Genomic DNA, 24815 nt, shown 5'->3' with positions numbered 1-24815 from the left:
GGTGACCACTTATGGACCAAGAAAAAGTCAAACTCATGATGAAGCTTGCTACATTTGAAAGAAAAGAAGGTAAAGAAGACCTGAATATCATGGAATACTTTAAAGGCGATTATATCGCCTACAAGACTTTCCTGATATTGCTCGGTGTGTCATTCTCTTTGTTCTTGTTTTTTTTAGCGGATATCGGAATGAAATTTTTTGAGGATATGCAACGTTTTATTGAGTACGATTTTGTTGAACTTGGTATGCGTTATCTTACCATCTGGGCTGTTTTTATGGTGATTTATGGTATTGTTGCAACGATTATTTACAAAAAGCGTTACCGAGAGAGTAAAGAAAGAATCGGCGAGTATCAGAAATCACTCAAAGAATTGAGAAAGATGTAAGCATTGGAGGAGGACACATTATGACCATGTTGCTTGAAATCAAAGAAATAATTATGCTAAATTATAGAAAGTTTGAACGTATCATCGTGCCACTTAGCAAGTTTATTCTTGCTTTGGTCGTTTTATCCCTGCTAGGCAGGTACTTGTCTGGATTTGATTTGGAAAATAAGTTCGTAATACTGGATAAGTTTTACATAAAAGTGGCCATGGCAGCGATTGTCGCGTTTGTACCCGGAACATGGTTTGTTCTATTAATCATGGTAACATTATGGGCAAGAATGTTTTTTATATCCATTGAAGCAACTTTTATTGTCTTTGGCGTAACGATTATCATCTATTTGATGTTTGTGCGTTTATTTCCCAAACTAGCTTATTTGGTTATTTTGCTACCTTTATTGATGTATATGAAACTTGCGTACTTTTTGCCTTTGTTTGCAGGACTTTTTCTTGGTCCGGTTGCAATTGTGCCTATTGGCGTAGGGGTTGTTGTTTATTACCTTGGCATGAACTTGCCCGGTTTGCTTCAAATGACATCCGCAGATTTATATGATATGCCCACGACGATTATAGAAATGTACAAATATACGATGAACATCGTAATGGATAATAGAGCGATCTTATTAACCATCGTTGTATTTATTGCTGTTATACTAACAACTTATTATGTCGGACGTCTTGAGTTGGACTTTGCCCAATATATAGCCATTGGCGTCGGCGGACTTGTCAACATTTTTGGTTTCATTATGGGTAATTTGGTTCTAAACGCAGATGTACAAATATTAGGTGTATTGTTGGGTTCGGTACTTGCAGTAATCCTTGTATCCATCATGCAGTTTTTTAGATTCACTTTGGATTATCAAAAAACGGAACGACAGCAGTTTGAAGATGAAGATTATTACTATTATGTAAAAGCCATCCCCAAAATCAAATTATCAAAAAGTAAACGAGAGATTAAAACCATAGAATAAATAATAAACGAGGTGCTCGTGTGAACGCATTTAACGATTTTTTCAGTTGGTTTGGCAACATTACAAATCAAATACCGACCATACAAATCAAAGATATCATTGAGATCTTAATGATTGCTTTTGTAAACTATCAACTGATCAAATGGGTCAGAGGCACAAGAGCATGGGTTTTATTCAAAGGCGTATTCGTAATATTGGTTATTGCGACCATTGCTATTATTTTTGAGCTGAATACTATTATTTGGATTCTATCTAAAACCATTAATGTTGGTATCATTGCATTTTTAATTATATTTCAACCGGAACTTCGCCGTGCCTTAGAGTCACTCGGACGTCGGAATTTTATTACGGATTTAATCTTATCTGAAGACCATGATAGAAGTTTACATATGAATCACGAGAGTGCAGAAGAGATTGTTGTGGCTGTAGAAGAGATGAGTAAAACAAAGACAGGTGCATTAATCGTAGTTGAAAAAGAAGTAAAACTATATGATTATGAAACATCCGGTATTATCATTGACGCGGTGGTTACATCTCAATTGATTATTAACATATTTGAGCACAATACCCCTCTACATGATGGCGCGATGATTGTACGAGATGATCGAATTGTAGCAGCTACGTGTTATTTGCCCTTGTCAGACAATATGAGTCTTAGCAAAGAACTTGGTACAAGGCACAGAGCTGCTGTAGGTATCAGTGAAGTGGCGGACTGTATGGTCGTTGTTGTATCAGAGGAAACAGGTTTTATATCCCTTGCCACAGGCGGTAATATTATACGTAATGTGAATAAGGAATATTTGATGAATAAGCTTGGCGGAGACAACTCCAAAAAAGTCGGCTTTAGGCCACTAAAGCTTTGGAAAGGAAGACGTCAAAATGATCGAAAAAATCAAGAATAATTGGTTGTGGAAAGTCGCAGCTTTATTAATAGCTTTTGTACTATGGTTGGTGGTTGTCAATTATGATGACCCATATATTAGAAAGACATTTAATAATGTGGTCGTGGAGAAGAGAAATGAGTTGGCCATCACATCACAAGATCAAGCCATAGAGTACAAGGAAGGTGAGAACATCAGTATCACACTTGGAGGTAAGAGATCCATTATTGATCGTTTAACTTTTTCTGATATTAAAGCTTATGCAGACCTTGGAAAAGTATCCATAACCAATACTGTGGATATTATCATAGAGGTGAATGACCAGTTAGATGTTCTGGAAAAAAAGCCTAACAATATGCAGATCAGTTTAGAACCGATTATCAATTCCTTAAAAGACATACAAGTAACTTATATCGGTGAACTTGAAAGCGATTATATTAGACTCAATCCGGTAATCATTCCAAACCAGATTGAGATATCCGGTCCTCAGTCGCAACTTGCTCGCGTGTCCGAGGTTAGAGTACCCATTCGAATCGATAATGCTTATGATGATGTTACGGTTTATGTTACACCTCAAATCGTAGATGCCGCCGGTAGAGAAATACTTGGTTTGGAAGTGAGCAATAATCAGATACAAGTCAAAGTACCAATCCAAAAAATCAAAACTGTGCCTGTGGTTTTTCAGACTGTAGGCGAATTAAACGAAGCCTTTAGACTGGTTACCATGGAATTGGAAATGAAAGAAATCATCGTTCGTGGTGAACCGGATGTACTTGAAAACTTTACAGAACTTGTTGTACCAAACATTGATTTAAGTACATTTAATCAGGAAACTGAATCTTATAGCATAAACTTAAATCAGTACTTGCCGGCGGGTATTAATGTATATAATTCAGATGCTTTAACAGAACTCATCATTGAGGTTGCACCTTTGGTGAATCAGGACTATAGTATTGATCTTGAATCCTTGTCCGTACGCCAATTAGGTGATGGCCTGACATATACATTCTTAGATACAGTGCCGTTGAACATAAGACTTAGAGGTATTGAGAAGGAACTGTCCATTCTTGAAGTAGAAAAATTGCAACCGAGAGTTTTTCTAAAAGACCTTGGACCGGGTGTTCATACCGTAGAAGTTGAGTTTGAAGTACCGGATTACTTCGAATGGATGTCAGCCACACCTACGGTTAGAATAGAAATAAGTACCACCGATCAAGTGGAAGATACAACAGATAATTAATTTAAAAGAGTATACCAATATGACAAGTGGTCTATACCACTTGTCATTTTTTAACTAAAAATCCTAGGATTCAATTGAGATGCCTATTCGTGAATGGTATAATGAAAAAGATTTAATACAGGAGGAGATAATACTATGGGGAAATTATTTGGAACAGACGGTGTCAGAGGCATCGCAAACAAAGAATTAACAGTTGAACTCGCTTATTTACTCGGTCAAGCCGGCGCTTATGTGCTTACAAAAGAAAACAAACACAAACCAACCATTCTTATTGGAAGAGATACGAGATTATCAGGAGAGATGCTCTCTTCTGCAATGATTGCAGGGATATGTTCTGTAGGTGCAGATGCTATGTCTATGGGCGTTATGCCGACACCGGCAGTTTCTTATTTGACGAGAGAATATGGTGCCGATGCAGGTGTAGTTATATCCGCATCTCATAATCCGGTGGAATACAATGGTATCAAGTTTTTCAACAGAGATGGCTATAAGCTTTCAGATAGCATCGAGGAAGAAATAGAAGCATTGGTCAGAAACGGTAATAAAGACATAGTATTACCGACCGGGGTCGATATTGGCCGTCATATTCAGCGGAATGAGTGTATCTACGACTATATAAGGTTTGCTAAAAGGCAAATAAAGACAAATCTTGAAGGCCTGCGTATTGTTATTGATTGTGCCAACGGTGCATCATTTGTATCGGCGCCTGAAGCCCTAAGACAGATGGGAGCAGAAGTCATCATCATCCATAACGAACCGGATGGAACAAACATTAATAAGCAGTGTGGTTCCACACACATGGATGACTTGCAATCTTATGTAAAGCAGGTTCAAGCAGATGTAGGTCTGGCTTTTGATGGTGATGCTGACCGATGTTTGGCTGTAGATGAAAAAGGTAATGTTGTTGATGGTGATCAGATTATGGCCATTTGTGGTCTATATATGAAAGAACAAGGCACACTTAGAAAATCTACAGTAGTTGCCACGGTGATGAGTAATCTTGGTTTTTTCATCATGGGCAAAAAACATGGCCTAGCCATTAAACAAACAGCGGTAGGTGACCGTTATGTACTTGAAGAGATGATTCGCAATGATTATAATTTGGGCGGGGAACAATCGGGACATATTATATTTTTAGACGAAAATACAACTGGAGATGGCCTACTTACAGCCCTTCATTTATTAGAAGTCGTCAAAGAAACAGGTAAAACTTTATCAGAGTTAGCTTCATGTATGGAGGTTTTACCACAGGTGCTGATTAATGCTAAAGTCAACAAAGTCAATAAATATGCTTACAAAGATAATGAAGAGATTCAAGCAGCCATAGCGCTTGTTGAAGACAAGTTCAAAGGAGACGGTCGTGTGTTGATACGTCCGTCCGGAACAGAACCTTTGGTTAGGGTTATGATTGAAGGTAAAGATAAAACGATACTTGAAAAAGAAGCACGACAACTGGCGGACTTAATTGAGTCACGCTTAAGATAGGAGGCATAATATGTGTGGAATAGTTGGATATATTGGTAGTCAGGAAGCATCCCCTATTTTAATTGAAGGATTAAGAACACTAGAATATAGAGGTTACGATTCATCAGGGATTGCAGTTTTTGATCACAAGTTGAATATGGTTAAGTCAAAAGGTAGACTCATTAACTTAGAAGACAAATTAAAAGTGGAAGACCTGCAAGGTGTCCTAGGGATTGGTCATACAAGATGGGCAACTCATGGCGAGCCCTCAGATCATAACGCCCATCCTCATATGAATGAGAGCGGGACCATTGCACTTGTTCATAACGGTATCATCGAAAATTATATTTCTCTTAAGGAAGAATTAATAGAAAAAGGTTATCGCTTTATTTCCGAGACAGATACGGAGATTGCGGTGCAGCTTATCGATCTATATTACAAAGAAGACAACAATCTTTTAGAAGCGGTTATCGCGGCACTCCATAGAATAGAAGGTTCTTTCGCCCTTGCAGTGGTGGCAGAAGAAGAACCGGATAAGATTATCGCTACAAGAAAAGACAGCCCATTGGTTCTTGGGATTGGTGATGGGGAGAATTTTATTGCTTCTGACGTACCGGCTATTTTAAGACATACTAGGAAAGTATATTTTATTGAGGATTATGAAATAGCGGTTGTTACTAAGGATGATATTGTCATCATGGATATGGATCAAAAACGCATCAAAAGAGAAATATTTAATGTGACATGGGATATTCAAGCAGCTGAAAAAGCAGGTTATGAGCATTTTATGTTAAAAGAAATATATGAGCAACCAAAAGTGATTCGTGACACATTAACACCAAGGTTGCCAATGGATCAAGACGATGTTTACTTAGATGGCATCAATCTTGAAAAAGAGGTTTTGGAGAAAATCACGAGAATATATGTGATTGCCTGTGGAACAGCCTATTATTCCGGCCTAATAGGAAAAGAGCTTATTGAGAAATATGCCCGTATTCCTGTTATAGCTGAGGTAGCCTCGGAATTCAGATACAAGGATCCAATCTTAGATGAAAATACATTGATGATTGTTGTATCTCAATCCGGAGAAACAGCGGATACACTAGCAGCGCTTAGAATGGCTAAAAAAGCAGGTGCACATGTTTTGGGTGTTGTTAACGCCGTTGGATCAAGTATTTCAAGAGAAGCTGATGATGTACTCTATACATGGGCAGGACCGGAGATTGCAGTGGCATCTACCAAGGCATATTCGGCTCAGTTATGCGCTATGTATCTCATTAGCATGAAGATATCCTTAGTACTTGGAAAATTAAGTACAGAGGAATTTAGAGAGCTAAGGGCGGCATTGTACCAATTACCATCCCAAGTGGAGCATATCTTAGAAAATGCGAACCTGATAGAAGCTATGGCGAAAAAGCATGTGAATATGAAGAATGTATTCTATATTGGTCGAGGTTTAGATTATGCCGTTGCTATGGAAGGTGCGCTTAAGATTAAAGAAATTGCATACCTACATGCAGAGCCATATCCAGCAGGGGAACTGAAGCATGGACCTATTGCTCTGATTGAAGAAGGTTCTTTGCTTATGGGATTGCTTGGTCAGGAAAGTCTTTTTGACAAAACGGTCAGTAATATAAAAGAAGTCAAAGCAAGAGGTGCCAGTATTATGGCGATTGCTATGGAAGGTAATAAGGAAGTGGAACAAGTTGCAGAAGATGTTATCTATATACCAAGAACCCATTGGTCCTTAGTACCATTGCTTGAAAACATACCACAACAATTGTTTGCTTATTATATAGCAAAGAATTTGGGACATGATATTGATAAACCAAGAAACTTAGCTAAGAGCGTTACTGTGGAATAAGAATCTCTTTTTAATGGACTTTTAATGTTTTTACCATGAGATTTTAGACTTGGCGTACTATAATGAATTCATTAGATAGCATAAGTGATGAAATGAAAGTTGAGGTGCGCTATGAATAAGAGATTATACCGTTCTAATAAAGACAAAGTTTTGGCCGGTGTCTGTGGCGGAATCGCTGAATATTTTAAGATTGATGTGACCATTGTACGTTTGATCGTTGTCTTACTTGCTTTTCCAAGTTTTGGCATCACCTTTATCGGGTATATTATCGGTGCCATTATCATTCCGGAACGACCGGTGGGATATGTGGATGTTGATATGGATGAAGATATGGACACTGACATGGAAACAACCATCGATCTTGACAGTAAGGATACAAGAAGGGTGCTTGGCATCCTGATGATTGGCATAGGTATTTTGATTTTGATGAGTAAATTATTTATATGGTTTGACTCAGGCATGATTATTGCAATTGCCATTATTGCTATAGGTGTTTTTATTATCAAAAAGAAGAATTAAAAATTGCACTTTGTAACGTATGATAAAAAAGGCAAGCGCTTAAGCGCTTGTCTTTTTTATGAATATAAGTTGATTTTAGTTCCCCGAAAGCCAACATCGACCATGAAGTTCCTAGGACCCCTTTTAATAATATATTTACTATTATTTGAGAATGCTTATATGCTATAATAAGAAGGTAAGGAAGGTGATGACTTGTTTGGACATAAAAGGTTAACAGAATGTTATTTTAAAGCCATTCGCAACCAAGATACGATAGAAGTGGATGACGATACAAGAATTATATTTTTTAGTGATGTACATCGTGGTGATAACAGTATGTCTGATGAATTTGCCCATAATCAAAATGTCTATTACCATGCCCTTGATTATTATTTTAAGAATGAATACACATACATTGAAGTTGGTGATGGGGATGAATTGTGGGAATATAGCAAATTCTCTCACATAAGAAGAGCCCACAGCGATGTTTTTTGTTTACTAAAAAAGTATTTTGATGAGAAACGCCTCTATTATCTTTTTGGTAATCATAATATGGCTTTTAGGCATGACTACATATCCAAACATGACCTGACCTATTTCTACGATGAATACTTAGATATTAAGACACCTTTATTTCCGGGTATTAATGTCAAAGAGAGCTTGTTGCTCAAAGATCGGCATACAGATAAGGAAGTACTTGTGGTTCATGGTCATCAAGGTGATTTTATGAATGATCAAGGTTGGATTATTTCATTATTTTTGATGAGAATTTTTTGGCGTTATATGCACATGGTAGGTCTTAGAAATCCCTCAAGTCCTTCCAAAAATAGAGTGAAGAGACACAAGATAGAAAAGTCCTTTTCCAAATGGATTAGAATCAACCACATTGGCATTCTTTGCGGCCATACCCATCGTCCCAAGTTACCGGGTCAATTAGATGCTACCTATCTGAATACGGGGTGCTGTGTTCATCCAAGGGGTATTACTGGCATTGAGTTGGTAGGAAGGAAATTCTATCTGATTCATTGGAGCATCATTCCGGATGATCAAGGCCGTTTGGCGATTCGGAAAAAGATTATGAAGGGGCCACTCAGTTTTGATGAGATTAGATTATAGGTGAGGGGAGTTCCAGGAACTTCATAATTGAGGTAGATTTATATCAAGGGGTCCCATGAAAACCCTTCCACAGTCTGTATGTTTACGGTCTCCAGTTGGTGCATCCATGCACCAAAAGTCGACGGTCAGCATCCATGCTGACTTGCTTAAAACATACATCCAGTTCCAGGAACTTCATAGTCGGTTTTGAATTGAAAAACAAATAAAGACAATAGTGAAATAAATAAAAGCAGCAAACATTTCATTTTTCGCCTTATTTTTAAAGGTTTGGCTAAAAATGAATGCTTGCTGCTTTATTAATTAAACAGCTCTTTAGGCTTTAAAGCTGTAGGTAGTTTTTTGACGATAGATTTCATCGGCTCTTAGGATCTTGGTGGGGAAGAAATCTTGATTGATCGCGTCAGGATAGTATTGGGTCTCAAGACAGACTGCACCATGTTTTAGAGTGGATTGGCCGCCTTGAAGTGGGAGCTCGGAAGTTAGGAAGTTGCCGGTATAACAGACGACACAAGCTTCTGTGGTTTCTATCTCAAGTATACGTCCGGTTTTTGGATCTGTAAGTATAATGGGTGCTTCAGAATCTGAATCTAGGATAAAGGCATGATCATAGCCACCGGCGTTTTTTAGCTGGATATTTTCATCATGTATGTGAGTACCAATTGCTTTTGGTTGACTGAAGTCAAAAGGTCCTGAGGCGGTGGGTAAGATACCTGTTGGTATAATTTCTGAATTCACAGCGACATAGTCTTTTGCCGGAAGGGTAAGTACATGGTCCAAGATGGTGGTGGACGGATTGGCCGATAGATTGAAGTAGCTGTGATTGGTTAAGGTGAGGATGGTATCTTTATCGGTTGTTGCTTTATACCTTATGGTGAGGTTGCTATCTTCATCAAAGACATAGGTCACGACTACATCCAGATTCCCCGGAAAGCCTTGATCCATATCATAACTGAGATAACTCAATACCAGTTCAGCTTGGGTCTTTGATACAATTTCAGTCACGGACCATATCTGTTTGTCAAGGGCAAGACTGCCACCGTGTAGACAATGATTGCCGTTATTTTTTTCTAATGTATAAGTGGTATCATTAAGATTAAAAGAAGCTTGACTGATACGCCCTGCAACTCTACCGGTGATGCAACCAAAATGGGGTGAATGCTCTTCATAAGCTTCTACAGAGTCAAAGCCTAAGACCACATTGTTAATATGACCGGTAGCATCCGGAACATTAATTTCCTTAATGATGCCTCCATAGTTTAGAATTTTGACATTGTGACCTTTTTCATTGGATAAAGTGTATAGCGTGACTTGTTGACCGTCTTTTGTGTGACCGAAAGGGCTAGATTGACATTGCATCGTAATTCCTCCTTAGATGAAGTTGAGTCTTAGATTATTATACATCAGGGTCTTGTAAAGCTCAATCATAGAGATTAGTCCTTGAAATAAAAGGCTCAATCCTGTATGATAAGAAATGAGTTGTCACTACTAAAACAATAGAAATGGAGATTATAGAATGGAAAAAATAGTATTAGCCAAAGTCGGCGACAGAGAATTGACAAAAGAAGATATGATTGCAATTATGAGAAATCTGCCTCAACAAGATGCTCAGAATTTTTCTAGTTTTGAAGGTCGAAAAGTATTATTGGATGAAATGGTAGCAGGAGAGTTGTTCTATAAAAGAGCGGTTGAAAATGGCTTTGATCAAGAAGAGAAGTTCATTGAGATTATGGCAGAGACCAAACGTGCCATGTTACAAAGATATGCTGTTCAAAAAAGCCTAGATGCCATTACGGTAGAACCATCTGAAGTTGAAGCATATTATGAGGCACACAAGAATAATTTTTCAGAAGGACCAAAAGCCAAAGCAAAGCATATCCTGATGACGGATGAAGCGGACATCTTGGAAGTCAAGAATGAGATTGACACCGGTATGGATTTTGAAGAAGCGGCAAGAAAATACTCAACTTGCCCATCAAAAGAACGAGGTGGAGATCTTGGTACTTTTGAAAGAGGACGTATGGTTCCTGAATTTGAGGATGCGGCATTTACACAAGAAATCGGTCTTGTTGGGGATCCTGTAAAAACACAATTCGGTTACCATTTGTTGTTGGTTGAAGAACGTGTTGAAGCTTCTGTTAAAGCTTTTGAAGAAGTTGAAAACCAAGTCAGACAAGAACTCATCGGTAGAAAGCAAACCGAAGTGTACAGATCTGAGATTGAAGCTCTAAAAGAAATTTATCCAGTGGAAATCAACGAAGACGGCTTAAAATAATGATAGTAATATAAGCTTTTATAGTTAAACCTTCAAACCGCCCTTTCTCTGTTAGAGAAAAGGCGGTTTTCTTCTTTCTTAACTTGAAGGGTCATGTTATAATGATTTTGATAAAAGTGGTAACATAGAAACAATTGAGGTGTTAGATGATTAAGTTGCAGGAACGTATCGATAAAAATCAGTTTGATGGTGCAGGATTTTTCTATAATGAACCTATGAGTCGCCACACATCTTTTAAGATTGGTGGCCCGGCGGATTTGTTATTTGTACCAAAAACCATAGAACATATAGAAGACATGATTAGGCTGTGTATGGAACTGGATATACCCTATTATATAATGGGCAACGGAAGCAACCTTTTAGTAAGCGACTTAGGTTACCGAGGGGTCATTATTCAGATTTGTAAGAATATGAGTGCCTATAGAATTGAAGGCAATCGGGTGTATGCCCAAGGTGGTATTCTTTTATCGAGTCTCGCCAAGCATATTTATAGAGCTGGCCTTAAAGGGTTTGAGTTTGCTTCAGGTATTCCCGGAACGTTAGGTGGCGCAGTTTACATGAATGCTGGCGCTTATGGTGGAGAAATAAAAGATGCTATTATAGAAGCAGGGACCCTTACAAGAAAGGGTGAAGTCAGAACATTAAATAAAGAAGCTCTGGATCTGGGTTATCGACATAGTAGTCTTCAGATTCACGAAGACATTGTATTGTCTGCAACTTTGGTTTTTGAACAAGGGGATAAAAAAGAAATCAAGGCCCTTATGCAAGATTTGGGGCAGAGAAGAAAAGACAAACAACCCATTGAATTGCCAAGTGCAGGAAGTACTTTCAAGCGACCGGAAGGCTATTATGCTGGAAAGCTGATTATGGATGCAGGCCTATCCGGCTATCGTATAGGCGATGCAAGGGTTTCTATAAAACACTGTGGCTTTGTCGTCAATGAAGGGCAGGCGACTTGCAAAGACGTGTTAGACCTTATTGAGTACATCCAACATGAAGTCAAATCGAAGTTTGATGTTGACTTAGAACCGGAAGTTAAAATTATTGGTGATTTTTAGTCGTAATTGAAGGGAGGAATCAGGATGCAATTTGTAATTGTGACAGGTATGTCAGGTGCCGGAAAAAGTACAACCTTAAAATTTCTAGAAGATGCCGGGTATTTTTGTGTCGATAATCTACCACCGGCCTTAATCGGGAAATTTGCAGATGTTTGTTTTAGTCCGGATTCAGGGCTGAAAAAGATAGCGCTTGGTGTTGACGTTCGTAGTGGTATGCATTTTGAAATCCTTTTCAGTGAACTGGCGCAGTTGAAGAACCAAGGCGTGACAATGGATATTATTTTTCTGGAATCAAGCAATGACATATTAATCAAAAGATTCAAGGAAACCAGAAGAAAGCATCCCTTGGTGGAGGACGGACGCATTGAAGACGCCATCTTAGAAGAAAGGGCGCTTCTTGAACCTGTTAAAAATCAAGCAAAGATCATTATTGACACGACCAACCTCTTAACAAGAGAACTCAGATTTGAGCTCCACAAAGCCCTCAATGATGAGCAAAGTTATAAAAACCTCATTATTACTGTCCTTTCATTTGGATTCAAACACGGGATTCCATCGGATTCAGATTTGGTTTTTGACGTCCGCTTTATACCGAATCCTTATTACAAATCAGAACTCAGAGGTTTTACTGGAAAAGATAAGGTGGTTCAAGACTATGTGATGCAGTGGGATGTGTCGACTATGTTTATAGATAAACTGGATGATATGTTGGCGTTTCTCATACCCAATTATATTAAAGAAGGAAAAAACCAGTTGGTCATCAGTATAGGATGCACAGGTGGCAAACATAGGTCCGTCACCTTAACGGATGTCTTGGCAAGGAAATTAGAGAGCTATAATTATAGTGTACATTGTCACCATAGAGATATTGATAAGGATGCCCTTATAGGGAAGTAGTAGGTAGACCCATGGAAAATAAAAAAATAGTATGCATTGGTGGCGGTACTGGACTATCCACGATGCTTAGAGGCTTGAAAGCCTATACAAAAGACCTAACAGCCATTGTTACAGTATCTGATAATGGTGGTCACTCCGGCAATCTTAGAAAAGAAATGAAAATATTGCCTCCTGGAGATTTGCGTAACTGTTTATTGGCACTTGCTGAAGCAGAACCAATGTTGGAGGCTTTGTTTGCGCATCGTTTTTCAGAAGGTTCTCTTAAGGGTTATAATTTAGGCAATTTATTGATTGTAGGCCTTGTTGACTTGTATGGAAATTTTGGTGCTGCCATTGAAAAAGCCCATGAGGTACTGCGTGTTAGGGGACAGGTATTGCCCGTTACGACAGAAGATGTTCAGCTAAAAGCCATTTATGATGATGAAAGCGAGATCGTTGGTGAGTGTGAGATTGTATCCGCCAACAAAAGTCATAAAAAATATATCAAAGAGATGAAGCTTATGCCAAGCCAACCTAAAGTATATAAGAATGTTTTAGAAAAGATTGAAGAAGCTGATATTATTATTCTAGGCCCAGGAAGTCTCTATACCTCTATTATTCCTAACTTATTGGTAGAGGGTGTATGTGATGCCCTAAGAGATGCTAAAGGTAAGATTGTCTATGTTGGCAACATTATGACACAGCCCGGAGAAACAGAGGGCTTTACCCTACTTGAACATGTTAATATCATTGAACAATATATAGGTGTTGGTATGATTGATAAAATCATCGCCAATGACGGTTGGCCGGAAGCTATGGTCATCGAACATTACAATCAAGATGGGGCAGAGTTGGTACTACCCTTGATTGATGACAATAGGTTGATTGCGGTTCCAATGATCGCTCTAAATGAAGAAACAGGCTATGTTCGACATGATTCAAGACTATTGGCACAAACAATTATGTCGATTGGTTAAAGCCAATAAAATAAAAGAGGTGAAGGTATGTCATTTTCATCAAAGGTGAAAGACGAACTGGCTAGGCATATCGGTGAGGCCAGACATTGTAGGATTGCAGAAATTGCAGCCATCATCAATGTATGCGGAAAAATCAAAGAAAATGAAAAAGGTGAAGTCATTAGCCTTAAAATACAGACGGAAAATGCGGCGGTAGCAAGAAAATGCTTTACTTTATTAAAGAAAACATTTAATATAAAAGTTGAGATATCCATCAAGAAAAATATTTATCTGAAGAAGCATAGAATCTATCATATCTATGTTATGGACAGTGAAGAAGCTCTAACGATTTTGAAAGTTACAAGGTTGCTTGTTGACGGCAAGGTGAATCGACATATCAGTCCATTGATTGTGCAAACAACATGCTGTAAACGCGCTTATATTAGAGGTGCTTTTTTAGCCAGTGGGTCCATTAGTGATCCGGAAAAAACATATCACCTTGAGTTTGTAAGTCAAGAAGAGAAGCACACAATTGAGCTTATGCGTTTGGTGAATACTTTTGAAATGGATGCAAAGATCGTCTTAAGAAAGAAGTATTATGTGTTATACTTAAAAGAAGGCAATCAGATTGTGGATTTGCTAAACATCATGGAAGCCCATGTGGCATTGATGGAGCTTGAGAACCTTAGAATTCTAAAAGAAATGCGCAACAATGTCAACCGCATTGTTAATTGTGAGACTGCAAACATTAATAAGACGGTATCTGCCGCTGTAAAACAGTTGCAGGATATAAGTTATATTGATCAAACCATCGGTCTCGGGACATTGCCGGAAAACTTAGAATCAATAGCAAGGCTTAGGATTGAGCATTCAGATGCCAGTCTTACAGAATTAGGACAATTATTAGATCCGACAGTAGGCAAATCAGGTGTGAATCACCGTTTGCGAAAAATAAGTCAAATTGCTGAAAAGCTAAAGAGCACAAGGGAGGAATTTCATGACTGAGAAAAAAGTAATGGTTAAAATAGCATCAGGGCTTGAGGCAAGACCGGTTGCTTTGTTTGTACAAGTGGCTAGCCAATTTCAAAGCAGCATTTACGTATCCATGCAGAACAAAAAAGTGAATGCCAAAAGTATTATGGGTATGATGTCACTTGGCATTCTTGAGGGTGAAAGTATTCTTCTTACCGCGGAAGGACCGGACGAGGAAGAATCCATTGAAAAATTGGAGACCTACCTTACGACAGTCGAGTAGTAAAAAGTCATAACCCGTCACCCAGTTGTAGAATCTACAATAAGGTGAGGGGTTTTTTATTCGTATCAACGGGATTAACTAAGGAGAACATCATGAAAAAACAGATTATTTTTGCGACAAAAAATCAACACAAAATGATAGAAATCAAAGAGATTTTGTCAGACCTACCCTACAAGGTGGTTTCTATGGAGGAAGCCGGCATTGATATTGATGTGGTAGAAGATGGACATACTTTCGAAGAAAATGCCATTAAAAAAGCGAAAGAAATTGCAGAAAAAACCGGCGATATTGTATTGGCGGATGATTCAGGTCTTGAAGTGGATTATATGAATGGGGAGCCGGGTATTTATTCGGCTCGCTTTGGTGGCGAAACAACAACCTATGATATTAAGAATCAGATGATCTTGGATCGATTGAAAAACGCCAAAGAAAAAGAACGCTCGGCACGCTTTGTATGTGTAATAGCAGCAGCTTTTCCGGATGGCGAGGTAAGACATGTAAGAGGCACCATAGAAGGTTACATTGCCGATGAAGCCAAAGGCATTGGTGGATTTGGATATGATCCTATTTTCTATGTACCTGAAGAAGGGTGTACAACAGCCGAAATGACGGCCGAGAAGAAAAATGCAATCAGTCATAGGGGGCAAGCTTTAAGACGCATGAAGGATGCTCTTAAGGCTTATTTCGAGGTACAGCCATGAGAATACTTGTTATAAGCGATACCCATAAAAGAATAAAGCATGTTATGGACCTTATGGAAGGTGATCATCGTTTTGATAGAATTTTCCATTTGGGAGACTTAGTGCGAGACGCTCATGACATTGAGAGTCTTTTTGACATACCCATTGATTATGTGGCCGGCAACTGTGATTGGGGAGAAATCAATGTCCCTACTGAGAAAGTTGTGTTTATACAAGGGAAAAAGATTTTACTTACCCATGGGCATCATTATTATGTCAAACATGGTACGAATATGCTAAAAGCGTTAGCAAAGAAAGAAAATTATGATATAATTTTATATGGACATACCCATATGGCTCATGAAGAATATGAAGGCAAATGCTTAATTCTAAATCCCGGTAGCATCAGTTCACCAAGAGACGGGGTGGCCAGTTTTGGTGTTCTGAATATTGATGAGGATGGAAAAATTCATACCAACATCGCTAGAATTTCTTGAAAAATCTCTTAAAAACCTTGATTTTATAGGGGTTTAGAAAAAGAAAACGAATTATAAAAAAAACCTTCCAAAAGTGTTGACAAAGTTTTGTTTACTCTGTATAATACATCTTGCACGTTTGAAATAAAAGCCTTTGAAAAACGGGGTGTGGCTCAGCTTGGCTAGAGCGCTTGATTTGGGTTCAAGAGGCCGCAGGTTCGAATCCTGTCACCCCGATTTTTATGCGACACCATTAGTGTAAATGATAGTTATCATTTTGCGGGTGTAGTTTAATGGTAAAACTCCAGCCTTCCAAGCTGGTTACGGGGGTTCGATTCCCCCTACCCGCTTCATCATGAAATGAGCTTGCTGTATGGGTGGTTGTAGGTATCAGATGTAATAGCAGAATTTGATTTATAGCACACCAAAGTATAACTTGTGCCAGTAGCTCAGCTGGATAGAGCATCGCCCTTCTAAGGCGGGTGTCCGGGGTTCGAATCCCTGCTGGCACGTTAATGATTCTTAAGGTAACTTAAGATGATCATATGGTGGGTATAGTTCAATGGTAGAGCGCCAGATTGTGGTTCTGGTTGTTGTGGGTTCGAGTCCCATTATCCACCCTTAAAATATTATTGGGTAGTCGCCAAGCGGTAAGGCACTGGACTTTGACTCCTGTATGCGAAGGTTCGAATCCTTCCTACCCAGTTTCCATAAGGTCAATTTAGCAGCGGTCTTATGGCAGAAATAAGGAACACAGTACTACGGGTCACTAGCTCAGCTGGTAGAGCACTGGACTTTTAATCCAGTTGTCTCGGGTTCGAACCCCGGGTGACTCATCGTTAATGCTTGCAGTAACTTGTTGCTGCTTGCAATAACACAAGCGGATGTGGCGGAATTGGCAGACGCACTAGACTTAGGATCTAGCGCTTTACGGCGTGGGGGTTCGACTCCCTTCATCCGCATTACAAAAAAAGAATCTACTGAGTAGATTCTTTTTTTGTTACTCCAGCTCATTAAAAGTATTTAACCGACACAGGGCATTATTTTGATATCGGCCGTCTTCGGTGACTTCTTCTTCAAACCAGTCCGGTGCATCAAAATCATGTGCAGCCTCTAAGGATGGGAATTCCACCTCAGCCATGATAAGACCCTCAAGCCGATCTTTAAAGACATCAAGCTCAATGGTGAAATCACCAAAAGGGATGAGGTATCTGGTTTTATGAATCAAATAATAATCCAACTTAGAAGACAGATGTTCAAATTCCAAGGCGGTTATGGAGATCTCGAATTCTTCCCGAGCAAGCAGTCCCTTACCTTTACACGTTAAGAAATAGTCTTCATTGGATTTGCGTATACGAATGACGGGGCTGGTACTAACATAACCTTGAAGAATTTCTTTTTTGGGATAAGAGGCCAGTGAGCCGGGTAAAGAGGATACAATGAATTTTCTTTCTATTTCCATTCTAAAAACCTTTCTTTTATGATAAACTAGGGTTATGTAAATCGATATTAGGATTATCTTATATTATAAACCATAATCTGGTAAAAAGCATGTTGACTTATTAGATTATTACGGAGGTATTTTATGACAAAAATGGCAATATTTTTAGCGACCGGATTTGAAGAGATTGAAGCGGTAAGTACCATAGATGTTTTAAGAAGAGGTGGTATGACACTTGACTTAATATCTGTTTCCGGTAATTTGGATGTTACAGGTGCCCATGATATTACCCTTAAATGCGATCGACTTTTTTATGAAGTGGATTATTCAGAATATGAGGTACTTATACTACCAGGTGGTATGCCGGGCACAGAGAATCTGAGTAAACATGAAAGCTTAATGGCGCTTCTGCCTACTTTTTATTCGTCAGGCAAGAAACTGGCAGCCATATGTGCAGCACCTAGCATACTTGGCGACCTTGGTTTACTAACAGGTAAGGAAGCAATTGCTTATCCTGGTAATGAAGCCCATTTGAAAGGTGCAAAAATAAGTGGCAATGAAGTTGTTATGGATGGTAACATTATTACGGCAAAAGGTGCAGGTGTAGCCATGGCCTTTGGCTTGGAGATTCTTAAGTGGTATTTGGATGAGGCGGAGGTAGTGGCGCTTCAAAAAAAACTAATACTGGCATAACGAATAAAGAATCTGTAGCCTTATCGGTCATACAGATTTTTTATTTATCCTATTTATAACCGCTAAATTAAGTATAGTATTCTAAATTCTACTGTGTTATAATGATTTAATGGTTAAACTTGGGTCATTATGCCCAGATTCAAAAATGCAGCCTAAGGCTGATTTGAAATAGATAATTGGTTAAAGCGTTAATATTAGGTTTTTCTAAACCAACCTACAACATATAGATTTGACACTTTAACCATAATTAAATAAGAATAGAAGTTAATCAAGGAGGAACAAATCAATGAACACAAAAGTGGAAAAATTAGAAAACAGTATGGTGAAACTTGTAATCGAAGTGGATGCAAATGAGTTTGAAAAAAGTTTACAAGCAGCCTACTTGAAGAATAGAGGTAAGATTACTATTCAAGGTTTTAGAAAAGGTCGAGCACCACGTAAATTAATAGAAAAAGTTTATGGTGCCAATGTATTTTATGAAGATGCAGCCAATGGTATTATTCCTGATGCTTATGATCAAGCGGTAGAAGATACCGGACTTGAAGTCATGTCAAGACCTGAAGTAGATGTTGAACAAATCGAACCCGGAAAAAACTTCATCTTTACAGCAAAAGTTGCTGTAAAACCGGAAGTGACCCTTGGAGATTATAAAGGTCTTGAAGTGGAAAAAACCACAGTAGAAGTTACAGACGAAGATATTGAAGCAGAACTAAAGAGTGTCCTAGAGAAAAATTCAAGGATGGTCGGCGTTGTCGGTAGACCGGTAGAGATGGATGACCATGTTGTCATTGATTTTGAAGGTTTTGTTGATGGTGAAGCTTTTGCCGGTGGTAAGGCAGAGAACTTCAGCCTAGTCATTGGTTCAGGCTCATTTATTGATACTTTTGAAGAACAAATCATCGGAAAAAATATTGGTGAGACTTTTGAAGTTAACGTTACTTTCCCAGAAGACTATCAGTCAGAAGCCCTAAGAGGTAAACCTGCAATGTTTACGGTAACGGTACATGAGATTAAGGCAAAAGAAATGCCGGTTCTTGATGATGAGTTTGCCAAAGATGTGTCAGAATTTGATACTCTAGCAGAATACAAAGAAGATGTTGCAAAACATATTCTTGATAAGAAAGAAGCAGCAAGCAAGCAAGAAGCTCAAAGCAATCTGCTCAAAGCGATTATTGAGAATGCGACAATGGACATGCCTGAACCTATGGTTGACCTAGAAGCAGAAAATATGACCTATGAATTTTCACAAAGACTTCAAACACAAGGTATGAAGATTGAAGACTATTTCAGAGTAACAGGTCAAAATATGAATACATTAAAAGAGCAAATGAAAGGTCAAGCCATTGAAAAAATCAAGGTGAGATTGGTACTTGAAGCAATCGCTAAAGCTGAAAACCTTGAAGTAACGGATGAAGCTGTTGAGGCGGAACTGGTTGCTATGGCAGAACAATACAACATGGATCTTGCAGTGCTTAAGGAAACTATTGGTGATGAAGAAAAAGACTCTATTCGCCAAGACATGTTAAATCAAAAGGCCCTTGACCTTGTCGTGGAAGCATCTAAAGAAGTGTAATAAGACAATTTGGATATAGATTAAGGCAATGCCAATTCCGAAAAAGGAGGATGGTAATATGAGTTTAGTACCCTATGTAGTAGAGCAAACAAGTCGAGGAGAACGTACCTACGATATCTTCTCAAGATTATTAAAAGACCGTATAATTTTTCTAGCTGAAGAAGTGAACAATACAACAGCTAGCTTAGTGGTAGCACAGATGTTGTTTCTAGAGGCCGAGGACCCTGATAAAGACATTCATCTTTACATCAACAGTCCCGGAGGTTCCATAACAGCAGGTATGGCGATTTATGATACCATGCAGTTGATTAAGCCAGATGTATCGACGATATGCGTGGGTATGGCTGCAAGTATGGGCGCGTTTTTACTCGCCGGCGGTGCAAAAGGTAAAAGATTTGTTCTGCCAAATGCAGAAGTTATGATTCATCAACCTCTTGGCGGTACTCAAGGACAAGCTACGGACATTAAGATTCATGCAGAACGGATTATTGCTATGCGTGAATCATTGAACAAGATCTTAAGTGAGCGAACTGGACAACCCCTTGAGGTCATTGAAAAAGACACAGAAAGAGATAACTTTATGACAGCGGAACAAGCAGTTGCTTATGGTCTGGTTGATAAAGTTATCGAAAAGCGATAACTGAAAGTAGGTGGACAAATGGCTAACAAATTTGATGATAAGAAGCAACTTAGATGTTCTTTTTGTCATAAAACTCAAGATCAAGTAAGAAAATTAATTGCAGGACCAAATGTCTACATATGTGATGAATGCATAGAGCTATGTGCAGATATTGTGGAAGAAGAGTTCCAGGATTTTAAAGAAGAGGTTGAATTGGCTAATGTACCAAAGCCAATAGAAATCAAGACATTCCTAGACGGTTATGTAATCGGACAGGAAAAAGCTAAGAAAACTTTGGCGGTTGCGGTTTATAACCACTATAAGAGAATCCGTAGCAATTATGTTTCAGAAGACGTTGAGCTACAAAAAAGCAATATTTTAATGGTTGGCCCAACAGGATCCGGTAAAACTTTGTTGGCCCAAACACTGGCCCGTATGTTAAACGTACCTTTTGCAATAGCGGATGCAACATCTTTAACGGAAGCAGGCTATGTTGGAGAAGATGTAGAAAATATTCTATTGCGTTTGATTCAAGCGGCAGATTTTGACATTGAAAAAGCAGAGCAAGGTATCATATATATAGACGAGATTGATAAGATCGCACGTAAGTCCGAGAACCCATCCATTACCAGAGATGTTAGTGGTGAAGGTGTCCAACAGGCTTTACTAAAAATCCTAGAGGGTACAGTAGCATCTGTTCCGCCACAAGGTGGTCGAAAGCATCCTCATCAGGAATTCATTCAAATCGATACAACCAATATTCTTTTTATATGCGCAGGTGCTTTTGATGGCCTGGAAAAGGTGATAGAGCAAAGAGTCGGAACAAAATCCATGGGCTTTGGAGCGGATATCGTCAGTAAAAGAGATGTGCAAGTAGGTGCAATACTTGAAAAACTACTGCCACAAGATTTATTGAAATTCGGCTTAATTCCTGAGTTTGTCGGTCGTGTACCCGTAAGTGTTACCCTATCAAACTTAACAGAAGAGGTATTGGTCCAGATTTTGACGCAGCCCAAAAATGCTTTGGTCAAACAATATGAGAGTCTTTTTATGTTAGACGATGTTGAACTGGAGTTTGAAGAAGAGGCATTGGTTGCTATTGCAGGTCTGGCAGTCAAACGTAAGACAGGTGCTCGTGGACTAAGAGCTATACTAGAAGAGTTGATGATGGAGATTATGTATGAGATTCCATCCAATGAAAAGATAGAAAAATGCATTATAACAAAGGAAACGGTTGAAAATAAAAGTTATCCTCAGGTTGTAGTGAATGAGAATGTAGCAACGATTAAAAAAGATCCGGCACTACCCAAACCAAGAAGCAAACGTAAAAGTGAAAACGAAACAGCATAGAGAATAGTATTTAAGGGGGCTGCTGTTAAGCTCCCTTATTGCTATTTTGAGAACTTATGGCGTTGAATAATCAGCAAGAATAGAGTTATCAGAGGGTTATAGGTTACCAGAATCAACCTAAATACACCATCAAAGGAGGTTTATATATGACAGAACATGCTATTATATTGCCGGTTTTGCCTTTAAGAGGTATTAACCTTTTTCCTAACACAATCATGCATTTTGATGTGAAGCGAGATAAATCGGTAAAAGCATTGGATCAGGCCATGTTAGAAGGTCAGATGATATTCTTGGTTGCTCAGAAGCAAGCCCATGTGGAAGAACCGGGCATTGTGGAAGACATGTACAAGGATGGCACCATTACAAAAATAAAACAATTGATTAAGCTACCGAATAAAATTGTGCGTGTCTTAGTGGAAGGCATTAGCCGTGGCCGAATTGTTAACTTTACGGACCAGACATCTTATTTGGAAGCCAATATTGAAAAAATAGAGTTATTGGAAGTACCCATTAGTACAGAAGAAGAAGAGGCAATGCGACGCATCGCTTTTGAATCTATTCATGATTATGAAAAGGTCAATCCAAATTTTTCCAAAGAAACCTTGAATAACATACGAAGAATCAAATATATTGGTGAAATGACGGATAATATTGCCTTCAATCTAATGACATCCTTATCCAATAAACAAAGTATATTAGGCGAAATTGAGGTCAAGTCCAGATTCAAATTGGCCATTTCCATGTTAAATGCTGAAGTGGAAATCATGAAATTAAAAAATAACATTAATAATCAGGTAAAACAAAAAATCGATCAGAATCAAAAAGAATATTTCTTGAGGGAACAACTTAAAGTCATTCAAACAGAACTTGGTGATCAACAAGAAATTGAAGATGAAGTCTCGGAATATATGGAAGCAGTCGACAACCTTAATGCTTCAGAGGAGATTAAAGAAAGGCTTTATAAGGAATTAAAAAGATTAAAGCGTATGTCAGCATCATCAGCAGAAGGTTCTGTTATTCGAAGCTACATTGAATGCATCTTAGAGATGCCCTGGAATGAAAAAACTATAGAAAGTACGGACATCGAAGGTGCTAGAGATATCTTGGATGAAGACCACTACGGTCTGGAAAAAGTTAAAGAAAGAATCATTGAGCATTTGGCGGTTAGAAAAATAGCCCAAAAAACCGATAGTCCCATCATATGTCTGGTAGGTCCTCCCGGAACCGGTAAGACTTCCATAGCAAAGTCTGTTGCAAGAGCACTTAACCGCCACTACGCCAGAATATCTCTAGGTGGTGTGAGAGATGAAGCAGATATTAGGGGACATAGAAAAACTTACATAGGTGCTATGCCGGGACGTATTGTGAATGCTTTGAAACAGGCAAAGACCAGCAATCCATTGATTTTGCTAGATGAGATGGACAAAATGAGCTCCGATATGCGCGGCAACCCATCAGCAGCATTGCTTGAAGTCTTAGATGGTGAGCAAAACGATAAGTTTAGAGACCATTATGTTGAGATGAATGTTGATTTATCCGATGTATTGTTTATTGGTACAGCAAATACCCTAAGGACCATACCGAGGCCATTAATGGACCGTCTTGAGATCATAGAGGTACATAGTTACACGGTCAATGAAAAGGTACATATAGCAAAATCGCATTTGATAAAAAAACAACTGGATAAACATGGCTTATCCGCCAGTCAGTTAAAGTTTAGTGATAAAGCGCTAATGGAGATGATTAATAGTTACACGAAGGAAGCCGGTGTTCGAAATCTAGAACGAAAAATCGGTGAGATATGTCGAAAAGTAGCTAAAGAAATTGTTATCGGTGAGAAGAAACGGGTTCAAATCACGGAAAAAAATATAAAAAAATATCTAGGAATTACTTTGTTTCACTATGATAAGCGTTGTGATGAGCCACAAATTGGCGTTGTTAGAGGTTTGGCTTGGACAGAAGTCGGCGGGGACACCCTGTCCATTGAAGTGAATGTCATGCCCGGCACCGGTAAGTTCGAGATTACTGGACAGATTGGTGATGTCATGAAGGAATCTGCCAGAGCAGCCATCAGTTATACAAGATCCATATCAGGCAGTCATAACATTGATAAGGTGTTTTATACCAATAAGGATATCCATATTCATATCCCACAAGGTGCTGTTCCAAAAGATGGTCCATCAGCAGGGATTACCTTGGCTACAGCTATCATCTCAGCCCTGTCAGGAATTAAGGTCCACAATAAGGTTGCTATGACAGGAGAAATCACATTAAGAGGGCGCGTATTACCTATAGGTGGTTTGAAAGAAAAACTGTTGGCAGCAAAAAGAGCAGGCATTGAAAAAGTATTGATACCGATTGATAACAAAAGGGACATAGAGAAAATCAGTGAAGAGATTCTGACGGGACTAACCATTATATATGTACGTAATATGGACGAGGTTCTGAAAGAAGCGTTGATTAAGGAGACAAAAGATGCAAGTAAATAATGTCAGATTAGAAGCGGTTGGCGTCAAGTTTGAACAGTTTCCCGAAACGGATTATCCGGAAGTAGCGTTTGCAGGCAGATCCAATGTAGGTAAATCATCCCTTATCAATGCGCTCATTAATCGTAAGGCATTGGCACGTACCTCAGGACAGCCGGGTAAAACACAGACCATTAATTTCTATAATATAGAAGAACAGCTTTATTTTGTGGATTTACCTGGATATGGTTATGCAAAAGTTGCTAGAGCTTCTAGAGAACAATGGGGTAAAATGATTGAGTATTATCTCAATAGAAGAGTACCTCTTGGTATGATTGTCTTATTGGTGGATATACGTCATACTCCAAATGAAAATGATCGTATCATGATGGACTACATAAGGACTGCAGGTTTTGAACCTTTGGTCGTAGCAACCAAAGCAGATAAATTAAATAGGTCTCAGATTATTAAGCACTTAAAAATTATAAAACAAGCATTAGCGTTACACAGCATCGATCAGATTATTCCCTTTTCATCCATGACCAAGCAAGGTGCAGAAGCTATTTGGGATGAAATTGATCAATGGCTCGCGTATGTCCAGGAACAAAATGAAGAAAAAGAAATTGATGTAGACGAAGAATAAGGCTAAACAACAAAAAACAGATTCGATTGAATCTGTTTTTT

23 protein-coding genes, 7 tRNA genes and 1 pseudogene are annotated in these 24815 nt (G+C 38.7%); 29 read left to right on the top strand and 2 right to left on the bottom strand.

Annotated features, from left to right (window positions below; genetic code table 11):
* Positions 1-11: 11 nt before the first annotated feature.
* The 8 genes and pseudogenes from PATL70BA_RS07055 to PATL70BA_RS07020 all read left to right on the top strand — a co-directional run bounded on the left by PATL70BA_RS07055 (position 12) and on the right by PATL70BA_RS07020 (position 8417).
* Positions 12-386 carry a hypothetical protein gene (locus PATL70BA_RS07055; RefSeq protein WP_125136712.1) on the top strand — a complete coding sequence of 125 codons (375 nt, stop codon included), beginning with the start codon at positions 12-14 and terminating at the stop codon, positions 384-386.
* A gap of 20 nt (positions 387-406) precedes the next feature.
* Positions 407-1354: a hypothetical protein gene (locus PATL70BA_RS07050; RefSeq protein ID WP_125136711.1), complete on the top strand. Its 948-nt coding sequence runs from the start codon at positions 407-409 to the stop codon at positions 1352-1354.
* A gap of 20 nt (positions 1355-1374) precedes the next feature.
* A complete protein-coding gene (gene cdaA / locus PATL70BA_RS07045; RefSeq protein WP_243115988.1) occupies positions 1375-2256 on the top strand; it encodes a diadenylate cyclase CdaA in 882 nt (293 codons plus the stop codon).
* Entirely contained in the window at positions 2234-3475 is a 1242-nt protein-coding gene (locus tag PATL70BA_RS07040; RefSeq protein ID WP_125136710.1) for a CdaR family protein, read from the top strand. The genes cdaA and PATL70BA_RS07040 overlap by 23 nt, the downstream gene beginning before the upstream one ends.
* Positions 3476-3610: 135 nt before the next feature.
* Positions 3611-4960 carry a phosphoglucosamine mutase gene (gene glmM / locus PATL70BA_RS07035; RefSeq protein ID WP_125136709.1) on the top strand — a complete coding sequence of 450 codons (1350 nt, stop codon included), beginning with the start codon at positions 3611-3613 and terminating at the stop codon, positions 4958-4960.
* Between the two features lie 10 nt (positions 4961-4970).
* Complete coding sequence (glmS, locus tag PATL70BA_RS07030) at positions 4971-6803, top strand: glutamine--fructose-6-phosphate transaminase (isomerizing) (protein ID WP_125136708.1); 1833 nt, start codon at positions 4971-4973, stop codon at positions 6801-6803.
* A gap of 111 nt (positions 6804-6914) precedes the next feature.
* A pseudogene (locus tag PATL70BA_RS16995) lies at positions 6915-7100 on the top strand (PspC domain-containing protein); the annotation flags it as partial.
* A gap of 414 nt (positions 7101-7514) precedes the next feature.
* A complete protein-coding gene (locus PATL70BA_RS07020) occupies positions 7515-8417 on the top strand; it encodes a metallophosphoesterase family protein (protein WP_125136706.1) in 903 nt (300 codons plus the stop codon).
* Between the two features lie 312 nt (positions 8418-8729).
* Here the strand turns inward: PATL70BA_RS07020 and PATL70BA_RS07015 are convergent, their stop codons facing one another.
* On the bottom strand, positions 8730-9773 hold the full coding sequence (locus tag PATL70BA_RS07015; RefSeq protein ID WP_125136705.1) for an aldose epimerase family protein: 1044 nt from the start codon (positions 9771-9773) through the stop codon (positions 8730-8732).
* 157 nt (positions 9774-9930) lie between these two features.
* Between PATL70BA_RS07015 and PATL70BA_RS07010 the strand changes: the two genes are divergently transcribed.
* From PATL70BA_RS07010 to PATL70BA_RS06940, 15 genes are all read left to right on the top strand, one after another.
* Positions 9931-10689 (top strand): peptidylprolyl isomerase, encoded by a 759-nt coding sequence (locus PATL70BA_RS07010; RefSeq protein ID WP_125136704.1) that lies wholly within the window; start codon positions 9931-9933, stop codon positions 10687-10689.
* Positions 10690-10835: 146 nt separating this feature from the next.
* Positions 10836-11747 (top strand): UDP-N-acetylmuramate dehydrogenase, encoded by a 912-nt coding sequence (murB, locus tag PATL70BA_RS07005; protein ID WP_125136703.1) that lies wholly within the window; start codon positions 10836-10838, stop codon positions 11745-11747.
* Between the two features lie 24 nt (positions 11748-11771).
* Positions 11772-12644: an RNase adapter RapZ gene (gene rapZ / locus PATL70BA_RS07000; protein ID WP_125136702.1), complete on the top strand. Its 873-nt coding sequence runs from the start codon at positions 11772-11774 to the stop codon at positions 12642-12644.
* An 11-nt stretch (positions 12645-12655) separates the two neighbouring features.
* Positions 12656-13600 carry a gluconeogenesis factor YvcK family protein gene (locus PATL70BA_RS06995; RefSeq protein WP_125136701.1) on the top strand — a complete coding sequence of 315 codons (945 nt, stop codon included), beginning with the start codon at positions 12656-12658 and terminating at the stop codon, positions 13598-13600.
* A gap of 27 nt (positions 13601-13627) precedes the next feature.
* Entirely contained in the window at positions 13628-14584 is a 957-nt protein-coding gene (whiA, locus tag PATL70BA_RS06990; protein WP_125136700.1) for a DNA-binding protein WhiA, read from the top strand.
* A complete protein-coding gene (locus PATL70BA_RS06985; protein WP_125136699.1) occupies positions 14577-14834 on the top strand; it encodes an HPr family phosphocarrier protein in 258 nt (85 codons plus the stop codon). Before whiA ends, PATL70BA_RS06985 begins: the two co-directional genes overlap by 8 nt.
* Before the next feature lie 92 nt (positions 14835-14926).
* Complete coding sequence (locus tag PATL70BA_RS06980) at positions 14927-15535, top strand: XTP/dITP diphosphatase (RefSeq protein WP_125136698.1); 609 nt, start codon at positions 14927-14929, stop codon at positions 15533-15535.
* Positions 15532-16011 carry a metallophosphoesterase family protein gene (locus tag PATL70BA_RS06975; protein ID WP_125136697.1) on the top strand — a complete coding sequence of 160 codons (480 nt, stop codon included), beginning with the start codon at positions 15532-15534 and terminating at the stop codon, positions 16009-16011. Before PATL70BA_RS06980 ends, PATL70BA_RS06975 begins: the two co-directional genes overlap by 4 nt.
* A gap of 141 nt (positions 16012-16152) precedes the next feature.
* Positions 16153-16227, top strand: a tRNA-Pro gene (locus tag PATL70BA_RS06970).
* Positions 16228-16269: 42 nt separating this feature from the next.
* Positions 16270-16340: transfer RNA gene (locus PATL70BA_RS06965), tRNA-Gly, on the top strand.
* Positions 16341-16428: 88 nt separating this feature from the next.
* Positions 16429-16502 (top strand) — tRNA-Arg (locus PATL70BA_RS06960).
* A gap of 36 nt (positions 16503-16538) precedes the next feature.
* Positions 16539-16610, top strand: a tRNA-His gene (locus PATL70BA_RS06955).
* 13 nt (positions 16611-16623) lie between these two features.
* Positions 16624-16695: transfer RNA gene (locus tag PATL70BA_RS06950), tRNA-Gln, on the top strand.
* Between the two features lie 58 nt (positions 16696-16753).
* Positions 16754-16826 (top strand) — tRNA-Lys (locus PATL70BA_RS06945).
* 44 nt (positions 16827-16870) lie between these two features.
* Positions 16871-16952: transfer RNA gene (locus PATL70BA_RS06940), tRNA-Leu, on the top strand.
* A gap of 38 nt (positions 16953-16990) precedes the next feature.
* On the opposite strand, the gene PATL70BA_RS06935 is transcribed toward PATL70BA_RS06940, so the two are convergent.
* Positions 16991-17452: a CYTH domain-containing protein gene (locus tag PATL70BA_RS06935; protein ID WP_125136696.1), complete on the bottom strand. Its 462-nt coding sequence runs from the start codon at positions 17450-17452 to the stop codon at positions 16991-16993.
* Between the two features lie 123 nt (positions 17453-17575).
* On the opposite strand from PATL70BA_RS06935, the gene PATL70BA_RS06930 reads away from it, so the two are divergent.
* The 6 genes from PATL70BA_RS06930 (at position 17576) to yihA (ending at position 24774) form a co-directional block, all read left to right on the top strand.
* Positions 17576-18124: a DJ-1 family glyoxalase III gene (locus PATL70BA_RS06930; protein ID WP_125136695.1), complete on the top strand. Its 549-nt coding sequence runs from the start codon at positions 17576-17578 to the stop codon at positions 18122-18124.
* A gap of 286 nt (positions 18125-18410) precedes the next feature.
* Positions 18411-19697 (top strand): trigger factor, encoded by a 1287-nt coding sequence (gene tig, locus PATL70BA_RS06925; protein WP_125136694.1) that lies wholly within the window; start codon positions 18411-18413, stop codon positions 19695-19697.
* A 28-nt stretch (positions 19698-19725) separates the two neighbouring features.
* Entirely contained in the window at positions 19726-20337 is a 612-nt protein-coding gene (clpP, locus tag PATL70BA_RS06920) for an ATP-dependent Clp endopeptidase proteolytic subunit ClpP (protein WP_330510288.1), read from the top strand.
* An 18-nt stretch (positions 20338-20355) separates the two neighbouring features.
* The gene (gene clpX, locus PATL70BA_RS06915; protein ID WP_125136692.1) at positions 20356-21666 is read left to right on the top strand and encodes an ATP-dependent Clp protease ATP-binding subunit ClpX; all 1311 of its coding nucleotides are present in this window, start codon (positions 20356-20358) and stop codon (positions 21664-21666) included.
* A 146-nt stretch (positions 21667-21812) separates the two neighbouring features.
* Positions 21813-24155 (top strand): endopeptidase La, encoded by a 2343-nt coding sequence (gene lon, locus PATL70BA_RS06910; RefSeq protein WP_125136691.1) that lies wholly within the window; start codon positions 21813-21815, stop codon positions 24153-24155.
* A complete protein-coding gene (gene yihA, locus PATL70BA_RS06905; RefSeq protein WP_125136690.1) occupies positions 24142-24774 on the top strand; it encodes a ribosome biogenesis GTP-binding protein YihA/YsxC in 633 nt (210 codons plus the stop codon). The genes lon and yihA overlap by 14 nt, the downstream gene beginning before the upstream one ends.
* Positions 24775-24815 lie beyond the last annotated feature (41 nt).

This window comes from Petrocella atlantisensis, assembly GCF_900538275.1.
Classification (GTDB): Bacteria; Bacillota; Clostridia; order Lachnospirales; family Vallitaleaceae; genus Petrocella; species Petrocella atlantisensis.
The sequence above is the reverse complement of the archived record's forward strand: the minus strand, read 5'-3'. Positions and strand labels throughout refer to the sequence as shown.